Origin of the sequence: Streptomyces sp. WAC04114 (genome assembly GCF_019733245.1) — a bacterium.
GTDB lineage: Bacteria > Actinomycetota > Actinomycetes > Streptomycetales > Streptomycetaceae > Streptomyces > Streptomyces massasporeus_A.
In genome coordinates, this window is the sequence record NZ_JAIGQA010000006.1 from 1 (window position 1) to 14,231 (window position 14,231).

At 73.4% G+C, this 14,231-nt stretch carries 13 protein-coding genes; 7 read left to right on the top strand and 6 right to left on the bottom strand.

Features of this window, described 5'->3' with window-relative positions; translation table 11 throughout:
• Positions 1–1,424, top strand: a 1,424-nt coding sequence (locus K4G64_RS03335) for an AAA family ATPase (protein ID WP_374206351.1), incomplete at its 5' end; no start/stop codon positions are given.
• On the opposite strand, the gene K4G64_RS03340 is transcribed toward K4G64_RS03335, so the two are convergent.
• From K4G64_RS03340 to K4G64_RS03355, 4 genes are all read right to left on the bottom strand, one after another.
• The gene (locus tag K4G64_RS03340) at positions 1,377–1,958 is read right to left on the bottom strand and encodes a hypothetical protein (RefSeq protein ID WP_221754495.1); all 582 of its coding nucleotides are present in this window, start codon (positions 1,956–1,958) and stop codon (positions 1,377–1,379) included. The two genes, K4G64_RS03335 and K4G64_RS03340, sit on opposite strands and share 48 nt — an antisense overlap.
• 86 nt (positions 1,959–2,044) lie before the next feature.
• On the bottom strand, positions 2,045–4,447 hold the full coding sequence (locus K4G64_RS03345; RefSeq protein WP_221754496.1) for a BTAD domain-containing putative transcriptional regulator: 2,403 nt from the start codon (positions 4,445–4,447) through the stop codon (positions 2,045–2,047).
• A gap of 29 nt (positions 4,448–4,476) precedes the next feature.
• Entirely contained in the window at positions 4,477–5,253 is a 777-nt protein-coding gene (locus tag K4G64_RS03350; RefSeq protein WP_221754497.1) for a thioesterase II family protein, read from the bottom strand.
• Positions 5,196–5,870: an NAD(P)H-dependent oxidoreductase gene (locus tag K4G64_RS03355; protein ID WP_308122202.1), complete on the bottom strand. Its 675-nt coding sequence runs from the start codon at positions 5,868–5,870 to the stop codon at positions 5,196–5,198. Before K4G64_RS03355 ends, K4G64_RS03350 begins: the two co-directional genes overlap by 58 nt.
• A gap of 175 nt (positions 5,871–6,045) precedes the next feature.
• On the opposite strand from K4G64_RS03355, the gene K4G64_RS03360 reads away from it, so the two are divergent.
• From K4G64_RS03360 to K4G64_RS03375, 4 genes are all read left to right on the top strand, one after another.
• Entirely contained in the window at positions 6,046–9,279 is a 3,234-nt protein-coding gene (locus tag K4G64_RS03360; protein ID WP_221754499.1) for a BTAD domain-containing putative transcriptional regulator, read from the top strand.
• Between the two features lie 282 nt (positions 9,280–9,561).
• Positions 9,562–10,014 (top strand): hypothetical protein, encoded by a 453-nt coding sequence (locus tag K4G64_RS03365; RefSeq protein ID WP_221754500.1) that lies wholly within the window; start codon positions 9,562–9,564, stop codon positions 10,012–10,014.
• Between the two features lie 183 nt (positions 10,015–10,197).
• The gene (locus K4G64_RS03370) at positions 10,198–10,653 is read left to right on the top strand and encodes a regulator component (RefSeq protein ID WP_308122203.1); all 456 of its coding nucleotides are present in this window, start codon (positions 10,198–10,200) and stop codon (positions 10,651–10,653) included.
• Positions 10,640–11,818 (top strand): MAB_1171c family putative transporter, encoded by a 1,179-nt coding sequence (locus K4G64_RS03375; RefSeq protein ID WP_221754502.1) that lies wholly within the window; start codon positions 10,640–10,642, stop codon positions 11,816–11,818. The genes K4G64_RS03370 and K4G64_RS03375 overlap by 14 nt, the downstream gene beginning before the upstream one ends.
• A 36-nt stretch (positions 11,819–11,854) precedes the next feature.
• On the opposite strand, the gene K4G64_RS03380 is transcribed toward K4G64_RS03375, so the two are convergent.
• A complete protein-coding gene (locus K4G64_RS03380; protein WP_221754503.1) occupies positions 11,855–12,688 on the bottom strand; it encodes an SDR family NAD(P)-dependent oxidoreductase in 834 nt (277 codons plus the stop codon).
• Positions 12,689–12,848: 160 nt separating this feature from the next.
• Between K4G64_RS03380 and K4G64_RS03385 the strand changes: the two genes are divergently transcribed.
• Positions 12,849–13,121, top strand: a complete 273-nt coding sequence (locus K4G64_RS03385; RefSeq protein WP_221754504.1) for a DUF3253 domain-containing protein — start codon at positions 12,849–12,851, stop codon at positions 13,119–13,121.
• 175 nt (positions 13,122–13,296) lie between these two features.
• On the opposite strand, the gene K4G64_RS03390 is transcribed toward K4G64_RS03385, so the two are convergent.
• A complete protein-coding gene (locus tag K4G64_RS03390) occupies positions 13,297–13,581 on the bottom strand; it encodes a DUF6223 family protein (protein ID WP_260459946.1) in 285 nt (94 codons plus the stop codon).
• On the opposite strand from K4G64_RS03390, the gene K4G64_RS03395 reads away from it, so the two are divergent.
• Entirely contained in the window at positions 13,574–14,206 is a 633-nt protein-coding gene (locus K4G64_RS03395; protein ID WP_221754506.1) for a response regulator transcription factor, read from the top strand. The two genes, K4G64_RS03390 and K4G64_RS03395, sit on opposite strands and share 8 nt — an antisense overlap.
• Positions 14,207–14,231: the final 25 nt, after the last annotated feature.

The following is a 14,231-nucleotide window of genomic DNA, read 5'->3' on the forward strand; positions in this document are numbered from 1 at the left end:
GTGGGCGCCTCGAGAACCTCTGGCGTCCTGGGCGTCCTTGGTGCTTCGAGGGCGAGAGGCTCGGCGGGACGTTCGACCGGGCGCACGGGGCGCGCCGCCCGCGGTGCGCGGTCGGGAACGGCCGGCACGCGTCCCGTACCGCCAGCGTGGTCATGTTCCGTTTCGGGCTCGGTGCGGAGCTGGGAAGGGTGCTGGCCGAGGACCGGGACCGGGTGGTCGACGCGCTGACCCAGATCGCCCGGGAGAAGACCGAACTCCACGGCGGCCGGGTCACGGCCATGCTCGGTTCGACGGTGCTCTCCGTGTTCGCCGAAGGGGCGGACGCGGCCGACCGGGCCGAGCGTGCCGTGCGCACCGCGGCCGCCGTCCGCTACAGCCTCAGCGTCCCCACCGGCACGCTCGCACCGCCGCAGGCCGCCGTGCGCGGCCTCACCGTGCACGCGGCCGTGGCGTCCGGGGAGGCCCTGCTGCCGCCCCGGTCCTCGGACGACCCGCCGCCGCCCTGGAGCGGCGGCAGGCTCGTCGACACCTGCCGGACGATGCTGGCGCATGTGCAGGCCGGGGAGATCCACGTCTGCGAGGAGACGCACCGGCAGGTCGAGCGGGCGGCGACGTTCCGGCGTGCCTGCGCGTCGGCCCTCGCCCCGTGGGAGCTGCACGCCCTGAACGACGACGTCACGGACCTGGCGTGGGGCCCGGCGGGCGCCGCCGTCCACGGCAGCGAGCTGGAGCTGATGCACCACACGCTGTCGCACACCCGGCAGCGCTCGGCAGCGCATCTGATCACCCTCATCGAGGGGTCCGGCCGGGCCCGGACGCGCCTGCTGATGGAGTTTCAGCGGCGGGTCGAGGAAAGCCACGGCGGCCCGGTTCGGGTGCTGGCCGGCACGGTTCCGGCGCCGCACACCGATTCCGCCCTGTCGGTGCCGGCGGAGATCCTCGCCGCCTACTGCGGCATCGACCCCGACTGCTCCGAGCCCCACACCGCGGTGCGGCTGCGGGCCACCCTGAACCGGCTCGGCGGCGACGCGGCCGGCGCTGTGAAGCTGTACGCGCCCCTGGCCCGGCTGCTGTCGCCGCAACGGTCGGCGTACGAGCGGGAGACGCCCGGCGAGATGCTCCGGGCCTGGGGGGCGTTCCTGGCGCGGGCGGCGCGCGAGCAGCCGCTGGTGCTGATCTGGGACGACCTCCAGCACGCCGACGACACACTGCTGGACATGGTGGAGCGGCTCACGCAGACCCACGCGGGCGTGCCGCTGCTCACCGTCGTCGGCGCGGACTCCCGGCTGCCGGACCGGCGGCCGGGCTGGGCCACCGCGCATCCGCGCACGGTGACCCTCAGCCTCAGCCCGGAGACGGGCGACGCCCTGGACCGGCTACTGGAGTCCCTGCTTCCGCCGGTCCGGGAGCCCGAGGTCGCCTGAGCGCGTCCCGCCCGTGCCGCTGAGGCGTATGGCACGGGCGAGGGCGCCCAGGGCGCGCGTGCCGTCCACGGACCCGTCGGGCAGGACGTCCGCGGCCGATTCGACCAGCAGGGACCCGGCCATGGCCGCCCAGGGGGCCGTCCCGCCCGCCCGCACCGGGCCGGCGTGCCCGGTGCCTTCGAGGACGCGCCGCGCCCACGCGGTCATCCGGGCCCGGTCCGCCGCGGTGACGCCCGGCACGGCCCGGAGCCCCACGCCGAAGCGGGCCAGTATCTCCGCCGCGTGCTCGGCGAGCAGGGCGTCCTGCCGTGCCACCGTATGCCCGGGCGGGCGGGCGAGAGGTTCGGCGTCGCCCGGCCGCGCCGGGCCGGTCTGCCGGGGGCGGCCGGCCCGGCTCAGTCCTTCGTGCAGGGCCGCGGCGAACCGCTCGCCGACGAAGACGGCCATCGGGGTGTCCATCTCGGCGGCGGATCCGCGCCCGGGGCGGGGTGAGGCGTGCGCGGGACGGCGGGTCTGTGGGGATGCGATGTCCATACGGACAGCTCACCAAGTCCCGCCCACACGCCACCCATTCGCCACTCCTCGACCCGGTCATCCCCGCGCCACGACCGCCCCCGTCCTCACACCGCCCGTCGCCCGGGTCGGACGTCGACCGGCTCGGGTGCCTTGCCCCGGAACCCGGCGTGGATCCGGCCGGACGGCCGCGCCCGCTCCTCCTGGCGGCGGGGGCGGCAGTCCAGGAAGGGCAGCGTGCGCCGGGGCGGTGGAGCGGCGGCCGGCTCGCGCAGGCGCGGCAGGGTCAGCCGGCCGGCGTGCTCGCAGGCACTGCCCCAGATGGGCCTGCGGCGCAGCAGGTCCAAGTGGCCGCACGCGACGACCAGCAGCGCCCCGGTGCCCGCGCCGCCCAGGCTCTCCGCCCAGTCCAGCACCGCGTCGTCGGCGAGGTGCAGGTCGTCCAGGCAGAGCACCACGGTGCGGTGGCGTGCCTCGTGCTCGATCACCTCGCCCCAGGCGGCGAGCAGGTCGGCCCCGCGTCCGGCCAGGCCGGTGTGGGGTGCGGGGCACAGCACGCGCAGCAGCCGCGCGGCGTCCACGTCGGACTCGACGGCGGAGCGGACCACTGCCCTGATCCGCTGCTCCGGCGGGTCGTGCCGCGCCCCGTGCCGCGGCGCCCATGCCTCCAGCAGCGCCGCCGCGACACCCGCGGCGTCCTGGCCGCCCCTGGGAACGCGCGGCCGTACGACCCGGACGCCGTCGGCGTCGCCCGCGACGCGGTGCTCGAACTGGGCGAGCAGGCGGGACTTGCCGACCCCGTGATCGCCGAGCACCGTCAGCAGGGAGGGCACACCATGGTGGCGCGAGTACTCCAGCAGGTTCTCCAGCAGGGCGAGTTCGGGCCGGCGCGGGGTGTCGGTGCCGTGCCCGGCGGGCTCGTCCGGGTGCAGGGCACGGGCCCTGCGGATGCCGGGGGCGCCGTCGGCGGCGCGGGTCGTCTCGTCGTAGCTCACCCACGTGCCGGTGTCGCCGGCCACGTCCTCGCTCACGTAGAGCTCGCCCTCCGGGACGCCGGAGAGCAGCGCGTGCGCCTTGTCGAGCAGGGTGCCCACCACCGAGACGGCGGCGCTCGGGTCGTGCGGGTCGTGCCGCACGATCGCCTTGCCGGAGATCACCACGGCCCGCATCACCATGCCCGCCCGTGTGGCCAGCCGGTCACGGGCCGCGAACGCCGCGCGCACCGCGTTCAGCGACGCCTCGGGCCGTTCGGACCGCAGCCCGAACAGCGCGGCGCACAGCCCGCCCATGGAGCCGACGACCGTCCCGGAGCGGTCCTCGACGCTCTCGGTGAGCACCGTGACCGCGTCGTGCAGGGAGGTGTCGAGCTGTTCGCTCCCCATGGCCGCCGCGTCCCCGGCGGACTCGGTGCACACCACGAGCACGCACACGTCCCGCCGCTCGGCGACGGCGCCGCCTCCGGGGAGGCCGAATCCCGTTGCCGCGCCCGGCCGTTCGGCGCTCTCCACAACGCCGTATGTGGACTCCGCACCGGGTCGGTTCCCGCTCTCAGCGGCTCCGACGGACAGCAGGGCCGGCGCCCGCAGGGGTTCCGGTGCCCTGACGTCCGGACCGGCCGCCCCGGGAATCCCGGTGTCCGCGGTGATCCGGACCGGGGCCCACGCGGCGCCCGTCTCCTCGTCCGCGGGGCGTCCCGGGGCGCTCGTCTCGGGGAGGCCCGGCTCCGCGCGGCCCTGCGTGGGCGAGGCCAGCGCCTGGTCGTGGCGCAGGATGCGATGCTGCAGGGTCTGCAGGGCGGCGGACGGCTCCAGTCCGTACTCCTCCACCAGGGCCAGCCGTACCCTGCTGAACACGCTCAGCGCCTCCGCCTGCCGCCCGCAGCGGTACAGGGCGAGCATCAACTGCCCGCACAGCCGCTCCCGCAGGGGCTCGGCCTCGGCGAGGGAGGTGAGTTCACCGAGCACGGCGTGGTGCCGGCCGCATGCCAGTTCCGCCTCGAAGCGGTCCTCCATGGCGTCCAGGCGCAGCTGCCGCAGTGCCGTCAACTCGGCCCACTCCACGCCCTGTTCGGCCAGGTCGGACAGGGCCGAGCCACGCCATTCCGCCAGGGCCTCCCCCAGCAGCTCGGCGGCCTCGGCCGCCTCACCCGCGTCCAGGCGTGCCCGGCCGGCGGCTACGGCACGCTCGAAACGGGTCGCGTCGAGCTGCTCGGGGTCGACGCGCAGGACGTATCCCGGTGCCCGGGTGAGCAGTCGGGGCGCCGCGTGCTGCTCGCCGTTCCCGCTCTCCAGCAGGGCGCGCAGCCCCCACACGGCGTTCTGCACCATCTTGCGGGCCGTGACCGGCCTCGCGTCCTCGGGCCACAGGGCCTCCAGGAGCTGGCTGGTGGCGACCACCTGGTTGGCGTGGAGGAGGAGCAGTCCGAGGACCGCTCTCTGCTTGACGCCGCCCAGCGGCAGACTGCGCCCGCCGCTCACCACCTCGAGCGGCCCGAGAACCTTGAATTCCACGCCTACCCCCGTACGTCGAACACCCGTGATCAGTCATGGCAGGCGTCGTTGCCCGCCCGAGCGGCGCTCGCCGAGCGGACGCCGCGCAGTACCACCTCGGCCACGTCGTCGCGACGCTGGTCCACATAGAAGTGACCGCCGGGAAAGACCCGCACTTCGGTCCCGGCGCGGGTGAACTCCCGCCAGCCGGTTGCCTCCTCGACGGAGACGACCGGGTCGGCGTCGCCGCACAGCACGGTGACCGGCGTGTGCAGCGGCTCCCGGGGTGTCCAGGAGTACGTGGCGAGGGCCGCGTAGTCCGCTCGCAGAGCCGGCAGCACCATTGCCACCAGCTCGGGGTCGTCGAGCAGGGTCACGCCGGTCCCCCCGAGCCGGCGTACGGCGGTCAGGATCGCGTCGTCGTCCGGGAGGACGTCGTGCGGACTGCGCCGCGGCCCCGGCGCACCCCGGGCCGACAGGAAGAGCCTGCGGGGCGACGGGGCGCCGCGCTCCTCCAGGATCCGGGCGGTCTCGTAGGCGACGAGCGCGCCCATGCTGTGGCCGAAGAACGCGAAGGGTGCCGCCGTTTCGTCGTCCTGCAGTTTCCCGGCGACGACCGCGGCGAGTTGCCCGATGTCCGCCACCGGCGTCTCCAGCCGGCGGTCCTGGCGGCCGGGGTACTGCACCGCCCGCACCTCGATGTGCGGTCGCAGCCGCCGGGACAGCGGCTGGTACGCGCTGGCCGCGCCCCCGGCGTGCGGGAAGCAGATCAGCCGGAGAGCGTCGGGCTCGGGATCGGCGAAACGTCGGAACCACTGGCCGTCCATGGCGCGTTGCGCTCCTGTCTGTTCACCTGGGGTACGTGGTAGCCGCGCTCCGCCCGGGCCCGGTGCAGTACACCGGCCCACCAGCTGAGGCGGTCGAACATCAGCCGGGCCGACACGTCCCAGTCGTCGCAGGCGGCCAGGGTGCCGTCGGGGCCGAGCCGCTCCCAGTAGTTGTGGAAGCTCACGGTCTCCTGCACGGGGACGGCGTGGACGTCGCCGAAGACCTGGCGCAGGGCCGCCACCGCGCACAATCCGCTGGAGGGTCCGCCGTAGGAGAGGAATCCGACGGGTTTGGCGTGCCATTCCGTGTCGTACCAGTCGATGGCGTTCTTCAGGGACGCCGGGAAGGTCTGGTTGTGCTCGGGGGTGACCACCACGAACGCGTCGGCGGCCCGCAGCCAGGGCGCGAGGTCCTTGACGGCCTGCGGCCGGGGTGCCGACGGGTCGGCGGACATCACGTCGGGCAGCCAGGCCGTGGCGAGGTCGATGACGTCCACGTCGAAGTCGGGCCGCAACCGGGCCCGCGAGGCCAGCCATTCCGCCGCGACGTGCCCGAACCGGCCCTTCCTGATGCTGCCGATGATGATCGCCAGCCGCAGTCGTTCATTCTCGGCCACCTGCCCCCGCCCTTCCGCCCCAGCGCCGAACCGCATTCCTGGGGGAACCCTGGCATATGCCCCTTCGGATTCGCTTCGGACGACTTCGGAAACGCTGCGGGGCGCCCTTCGGGGCGGGTGGCCGAGCCCTTTTCGTGCCACGTCGCGCCGGTCGTCGGCCGGTTACGCTGAGATCATGGAATTCGGGGTGCTGGGGCCGCTGGAGGTGCGCACGGACGAGAGTCGTGTCGTGCGGGTACCCGAAGTCAAGGTGCGCATGCTCCTCGCCGATCTGCTCGCCCACCACGGGCAGGTCGTCCCGACGGCGCGGCTCATCGAGGGCCTGTGGGGCGGCTCGACGTTCACGGCCCGGCCGACGGCGTCGCTTCAGGCCAAAGTCTCCCAGTTGCGGCGGGCGTTGGAGGACGCGGAGAGGGGCGGCCGTGAACTGATCGCGCACCGGCCGCCCGGATACGTCCTGGACGTCCCGGCCGCGGCGCTCGACGCCGGGCGGTTCCGCGAACTGGTCGCCCGGGCCAGGTCCGGCGCGGACCCGGTGACGCGCGCGGCGCTGTACACGGAGGCGCTGGCGCTGTGGCGCGGGCCGGCCTTCGCCGAGTTCGCCGACCAGCCGTCCGTGCGGCCGACCGCGGCGAGCCTGGAGGAGGAGCGCCTGACGGCGGTGGAGGAACACGCCGCGGTGCGCCTGGAGTTGGGTGAGCACAGTCTGCTGGTGGGCGAGCTGACGGAGCTGGTGGAGCAGCATCCGCTGCGCGAGGGGCTGCGGGGCGCGCTGATGTGGGCGCTGTACCAGGCGGGGCGTTCCTCCGACGCGCTCGACTGCTTCAACGATCTGCGGCGCCGGCTCGACGAGGAGTTGGGGCTGACCCCCGGCCCGTCCCTGGATGCGCTGCAGCAGGCCATCCTGCGCCACGACCCGGCCCTGGCGAGACCGGAGCCGTCGGCGCCCGCCGCGGGGGCGCAGGCGGGTCCGGGTCCCGCCGGTTCGGCCTCGCCCCTGGTGGGCCGCGAGCAGGACCTGCGGGCGGTCCGGGCCCTGCTCTTACAGCGGCGCCTGGTGACGCTCACCGGCCCGGGCGGCGTCGGCAAGACCCGGCTCGCCCAGGCGACGGCGGAGAGTCTGGCGGGCGCGTTCGGCGAGGGCACCTGGCTCGTGGAGCTCGCGGACGGAGGGGGCCTGGAGCGGTTCGCCGGCGCGGAGGCGCTGGCCGAGCGGGTGATGGCGACGCTGGGCATCCGGGAGAACACCTCGGACGACGACGCGAGGGGCCCGGCGGACCGCCTGGCGAACGCTCTGGCCGGGCGGCGGCTGCTGCTCGTGCTGGACAACTGCGAACACGTCGTGGAGGGCGTCGCGCACCTCGCGGGCCTGCTGCTGGGCCGGGCCCCGCACCTGCACATCCTGACGACCAGCCAGGAGCCCCTGCGCACCCGCGACGAGACGGTGTACCCGGTGTCGCCGCTGGCGCTGCCCCCGGAGGACCACCCGGACCTCGATGCCCTGACGGGTGCGGGCGCCGTACGTCTCTTCGTGGACAGGACCCGGGCGACGGACCCGGAGTTCGTGCTCGACGCCACCACCGCCCCCTTGGTCGCCGACGTGTGCCGGCGCCTCGACGGCATCCCGCTCGCCCTGGAACTGGCCGCCACACGCGTGCGGTCGCTCGGCATCCGGGAGCTGCACGACCGGCTCGACGACCGCTTCAAGGTCCTCAACAGCGGTTACCGGGACGCCCCGTCACGCCACCGGACGCTGCAGGCCACGCTGGACTGGAGCTGGGGTCTGCTCGACGAGCGCGAACGGACCGTGCTGCGCCGGCTGTCGGTGTTCGGCGAGGGGTGCGGGCTGCGGGCCGCGGAGGAGGTGTGCTCGGGCGGCGGCGTGTCACCCGCCGACGTCCTCGACGCGCTGAGCCTGCTCGTGGAGCGCTCGCTGGCCGTCCGCACCGAAGGACCGCAGGGCCCGCGCTACCGGCTGCTGGAGTCGGTCGCGGTCTACGCGCGTGACAGGCTCGCCGAGTCCGGAGAGCACGCCGCGACCGCCGCCCGTCACCTGCGCCACTGCGTCCGTCTCGCCGAGCGGGCCAGGCCGCATCTGCACGAGCGGGAGCAGTCCCGCTGGTTCCAGTACCTGGACCTGGAGGCGGCCAATGTGCAGCGCGCGCTGGCCGAGGCCGACCGGGCCGGGGCGGCGCAGGAGGCACTGCGCCTGGTCAACTCGCTGACCTGGTACTGGTATGTCCGCGGCCGGCTGGGCGAGGCCCGCAGGGCGCTGGCGACGGCCCTGGACACGGCGGGCGAGGCCGCGCCCGAGGAGCGCGTGGAGGCTGAGTTCTGGTACACGGGCATCCGGCTGCTGCTCGGCGAGCACGACCGGGAGTGTGCCGTCCTGGAGGAGTACCCGCCCGAGTCCACCCTGGAGTCGACCAGGGCGCAGTGGTTCCTGGCGCACGCGCAGTGGACGGTGGGGGCCCTGGTCAAGGGTGAGCAGCGGGTCGAGCGCGTCCTGGTCCGCTTCCGTACCCTGCGCGACGCGTGGGGTACCGCCGCCGCGCTGACCACCCGCGCCTGCTTCGCCCTGGCCCGCGGGGACCTGGAGTCGCTGCGCGGCAACGCCGAGGAGGCCCGCGCCCATTTCGCCGAACTGGGCGATCTGTGGGGCCGGTTGAAGACGACGGACGTGCTCGGCAGGCTCGCCGAGATCAACGGCGACTACGACCTCGCGGCCCAGTTGCACCGGGAGAGCCTGCGGATCGCCCAGGCCCTGGAGACCTGGCCCGAGATGTCCACGAAGCTGTCGGGGCTCGGCAGGATCGCCCTGCTCACCCAGCGCTACGACGAGGCCGACGATCTGCACGGACGGGCCCTGCGGATCGCGGTCGGGCAGGGCAACCAGCCGGCCGAGCAGTTCGCCGCGCTGGGGCTGGCGTTGAGCGCCCGCCGCCAGGGCAGCCTCGACGCCGCCGAGGAGTGGCTGCGTCCCTGGCTCGCCTGGAACCGGCGCCGCGGTGACGGCCCCGGCCTCGCGCTGGTGCTGGCCGAACTGGGCTTCATCGCCGAGCAGCGCGGCGATGCCGACCGGGCCCTGGCCCATCACCGGGACGGCCTCGCCGCCGCCGCGACGACCAAGGACCCCCGCTCGGTCGCCCTGGCCCTCGAAGGGCTGGCGGGCGCGTACTCCCTGGCAGGCGCCCCGCACCGCGCGGCCCGCCTCCTCGGCACGGCGGCGGCGACCCGGGAACGGGCGGGCGCCCCGCATCCCCCGGCGGAACGGGGCGACGTGGAACGCATCGCGGCCCGCCTGCGCGCCACGATGGACGAGGCGACGTACACGCGCGAGTTCACCGCCGGCACCCGACGCACCCACGAGGCCGAGGCCCTGGCGGAGACAGCCCAGCGGGCACCGTGAGGCCACGAACAGCCATGCCCGGCACGGCCGTTGCCGGACTCACTGGTGCGACGCAAGCACTCACTCGGGGACCGTACTCAGCGGATGAAAGGGTGTCAACCGATCCGCTGGGGTCCCTGGCGCCCCGGGCACGGCACAGGATGGATCTCGAGAGGGCTTTTGAGCCAAAGGTGCCGTCGCGTGCCCGGTGGGAGTGGGCAAGTCGGCGGGTCGCTGCGTAAGTTGGGTGTCCTGTCCTGTCCGCTGGACACAGACGTGATATCGCGCCCGGGAGTTGGAGACTTGGCCAGCAGCAGCAACGGCGACATCGGCACGGCAGGCCCGTCGTCCCTGGCTCGACGGCTTGAAGACATCATCAACGCCTACTACCGGGGCAGCCGTCCTCCCTACAGCAAGATCGCGGAGGAGATCCGCCAGAGCACGGGGCGGACATTCTCGGCCACCTACCTCTGGGAGCTGGCGACGGGACGGAAGCGGAACGTGACACGCGACCACCTCCGGGTGCTGGCGGAGCATTTCGGCGTCACGCCGGACTACTTCACCGACGAGGAGGTCTCCGAGAGAGTGAGGCGCCAGATGGAGTTCGCCGTCGCCCTGGGCAACAGCAAGGTACGAACGCTGGCCTTCCGCGCCGACGGGCTGTCGGAGGCAGGGCTCGACGCCCTTCTCGCACTCGTGAACGCGATGTCCGACGAATCCGATTCCGCAGGGAGACACCAGCGTCCCGGCCGGTGACACCATGCGGAAAGCCGGGGCAGCCACGACCAGTGAGAGCGAGAGGGACGAAGCCCGCTCATGCAAGCGCTCAGGCGACTTTCGCGTTTCCGTCATCCGGGACGGGGGTGACAGCAGGTGAGAAGAACGGGGGAATACGTCAAGTTACAACGCAAGTGTGCGGCGATCCTGCGTGATCTCGGGGTGAACCGGTCCCTGTCCTTCGACGCGATCCGTGAGCGGGTGGAGGAACTCAGAGGCCGCCCGCTGGTTCTGAAGGAACTGCCCGAGCAGGCAGCGATCGCCGGAGCCTGCGGCCTCTGGCTGGGCACCGACGACGCCGACTACGTCTTCTACGAAGCCCGGACCGCGCCGCTCCACCGGGAGCACATCATCCTGCACGAGATCGGCCACGTCCTGTGCGACCACCACCGGGGGATCACGGACCCGGGCGACGAGCTGACGGACCAGCTCCTCAGCGGTCTGCAGCCCCATCTCGTGAAACGCCTGATGGCTCGGACCAGTTACACGACCGCCGAGGAACAAGAAGCCGAGATGATCGCCAGCCTGATACAGAGCGCCGGGAAGACCGGCCCGGTGGCCGGCTCTCTCGGCCGTCTCGGCGCGTTCCTGGGAGTGACGGACGATGTCGGCCTCTGAGCTGGCGACCCAGGTGGGGCTCCTCAGCATCGTCACCATGTGGTTCGCCCTCGTCCTCCGTGCCCGGCCCGCGCTGCGCCAGCCGCACCAGCGGGGACTGTGGCTCACGGTCCTGGCCGCGGCCATCGCCATCACGCTCTTCCAGCCCGAGATCGTCGGCCGGCTCACGCACGCCGGCGTGGAGCTCCACACGGTCGCCCTGACCAGGAACCTGATCGGCGTCCTCAGTGCCGGGCTGGTCCTGCTCTTCATGGTCGATTCCACCCGGGTGCGTCGTCGCCTGCGTCTCACCGTGGCGGCCGGGCTGGCAACGGTGATGGGCGCGCTGGTCGCCCTGGACCTGCTGCAGGCCGATCACCCGCGCGAGAGCGTCACATCCGTCCAGGGGCCGGCCGACCCGGCGTTCTCCTACTGGTTGATCCTCATCGTGGCCCACCTGGTCGGTGACGCCGTCGCGCTCGTGGTCTGCTGGTCGTACAGCCTGCGTACCGGGGACCGCGATCTCGTCTGGTCGCTGCGGCTGTTCGCCGCCGGGAGCGTCCTCGCGCTCGTCTTCTGGTGCGGCTACCTCTGGCACCTCTACGGCGGCACCTCCGCCATGCTCCCCCACCTGTCCCTGATCATCGGCGTCCACGGCTGCATCAGGGCGGCATCGCTGCTCGTCCCCACCACGACCGCTCTCGTCCGGTCATGGAACGCCCTGCGTGTCACCTGGCGTCTGTGGCCACTGTGGCGCGATCTTGTTCTGGCGGTGCCCCAGGTAGCGCTCTCCAGCCCGCAGCGGACCAGGCTGCGGGAGGTTCTGCGGCCGCGTTCCCCGCTGGCGCTGCAGGCTCACCGGCAGACGATCGAGACCTATGACGCGCTGCTGGATCTGCAGAGATTCGTCCAGCCCGGCGCTTATGAGGAGGCGCACCGGCATGCCCGGCGGGCAGGGGTGCCGGAGCATCGCCTCGCCGACGCCGCACTGGCCGGCGCGCTGGGCCAGGCCCGACGGGCCAAGCTCGTCGGCGCGCCCCCGTCCGTCCCCCGCCCCCTGCCCGGCGTGGAGCACGGCAGCCCCGCGACACTGCTGGGGATCGCCCGGATGTGGCCGTCGATGACGGACGCGCTGCCCCGGCACGACGAGCCCGTCGACGCCGTGGCACCGACCCACCGTGACTGACCGGGCGGGCGGCACGACAGTCGGGGATCCGGGCCGCTATCGAGGAGTGCCGGGCGCCTCGTCGTGGCGGGGCGCGACACGGAACTCGAACGCCAGCGTCCCGGGGTCCAGGGCCGTCGCACCGCCGTCGACGGTGAGCACGGCGCCGTTCACGTAGGACGCCGCCGGGGACAGCAGCCAGCTGATGGTCTCCGCGATCTCACGCGGCTCACCGGGACGCCCCAGCGGAAGAAGCCCGGTCACCTCCTCGTAGGCGCCGTCCACGCCCTCACCCCGCAGGTCCGCCTCGGCGGCGAAGCGTGCCATGCGGCGGTCGGCCATCTCGCTTCGCACCCAGCTCGGGCACACGATGTTGGCCCGCACCCCCTGACGCCCGTAGTCGACGGCGACGGAACGGCAGAGTTGGAGCAGGGCCGCCTTGGACGTGGCGTACGGAGCGTTGCTCGTACCGTTGCGCAGTGCGGAGACCGAGGCCACGGCGACCACGGCCCCTCTCGCCTCCAGCAGGTGCGGGATCGCGGCGCGCAGAAGCAGCAGCGGACCGGTGACGTTGGTGCGCATCACCTCGTCCCAGTCCTCCAACGACAGGTCGCCCACGGTCCCGCCGCGCCCGATGCCCGCGTTGAGCACGAGTCCGTCGAGTCGTCCGTACGCGTCCAGGGCCGCCTGGACGAGACCGTCGGCGGCCTCCGGGTCCCGCACGTCGGAGGGATGCGCAAGTACCCCGATCTCCTGCTCGAGACGCCGCAACGGCTCGCTCCGCCGGCCCGAGACGACCACATGGTGACCTGCTTCGCGCAACAGCCGGGCGGTGGCCTCCCCGATACCCGAGCCTCCACCGGTCACGACAACAACTCGTCCGTCAGTCACAGCTGTTCTGGCTCCTTCGAGATCACAAGACGCGTCCGAGCCTAGGACCCGGTGATCCCTTGCTGATGACTTTGAGACATGGGAGGTGGTAGGGGGAAACCCACCCCCGAACTCTCCTGCCGGGGCTACCGCCCCGTCGAACGGTGCCACACTGGATGACATGGCGGAGACGGACCGGCAGCTCACCCAGCGGCTGGAGCAGGTCATCATGGCCCTGCTGGAGCGGCGTGCGGCCACGTCGTCGATCTGTCCGTCCGACGCCGCCCGCGAGGCCTACGAAGGCGACGACGAGGGCTGGCGAGCCCTGATGGAACCGGCCCGCCGAGCGGCGTGGAGCCTGGCGGCGGCCGGCAAGGCCGAGGTGACCCAGTCCGGCCACCCCGTCACGCAAGCCGAGGCCCGCGGCCCCATCCGCATCCGCCGCGGGCGCTGACGAAGGCCCCAGCGCCGCACCTGCCGAACCACGGGGTCGGCGGCTCTTACCCGCGGGCTCCAGGATCGCCACGCACTCCACGTGATGGGTCATCTCCGAGACCTGCGGGCGTGTCTGCGAGCTCCCCGCAAGGAGGAGCACTGACAGCGCGCTCCGGCGGCCCGTCCGGAACAGGTCACCTCCGTGAGCCGAGAACCGGTTCGGCGTCCCCCTCCGCTGCACGCGAGCGGGCGAGGGCCCGCCACCCCATTGCCACGGCGATCAACCCCAAGGGGATGGCCACAACGGCCCCCACCATCCCGTTGCCGGTGCCAGGGCCGCCGCTGGAGGTGGCCAGATGCAGCACCGCGAGGGCCGTGCCGACCAGGCCCACCGCCAATGCCGACACGGCTCCGACGCGCGCGTTGCCGGTGCCGATACGGCCGGTGACACGGGCGAGCGCCAGCCAGCCGATGATCATCCGCAGCGGCTTCCGGGCGCTGCTCGACCTCGAGGACGACATCGAGGTCGTGGCCGAAGCCGCCGACGGCAGGCAGGCCGTGGCCCTCGCGGAGGAGTGTCTGCCCGATGTCGCACTCATCGACATCCAGATGCCGGTCATGGACGGCATCGAGGCGACCCGGCGCATCGCCTCCGACCCCGCCCTGACCGGCGTGCACGTCGTCATGCTGACCAACTACGGCATGGACGAGTACGTCTTCGAGGCATTGCGCGCCGGCGCCGCCGGGTTCCTGGTCAAGGACATCGTGCCGGAGGACCTCCTGCACGCCGTACGGGTCGCCGCCCGCGGCGACGCCCTGCTCGCCCCGTCCATCACCCGCAAGCTGATCCACCGGTACGTCGCCCAGCCCCTCCCCGCAGCCACCGGCGCCGCGCTCGCGGAGTTGACCGGCCGGGAGCGCGAAGCGGTCGCCCTGGCGGCTCAGGGCCTGTCGAACGATCAGATCGCCGACCGCATGGTGATCAGCCCGATGACCGCGAAGACCCACATCAACCGGGCCATGACCAAACTCCACGCCCGCGACCGGGCCCAACTCGTGGTCCTCGCCTACGAGTCCGGCCTGGTCGCCCCGCGCAACAGCTGACGCCGGGGCAGCGGTGACCACGTGC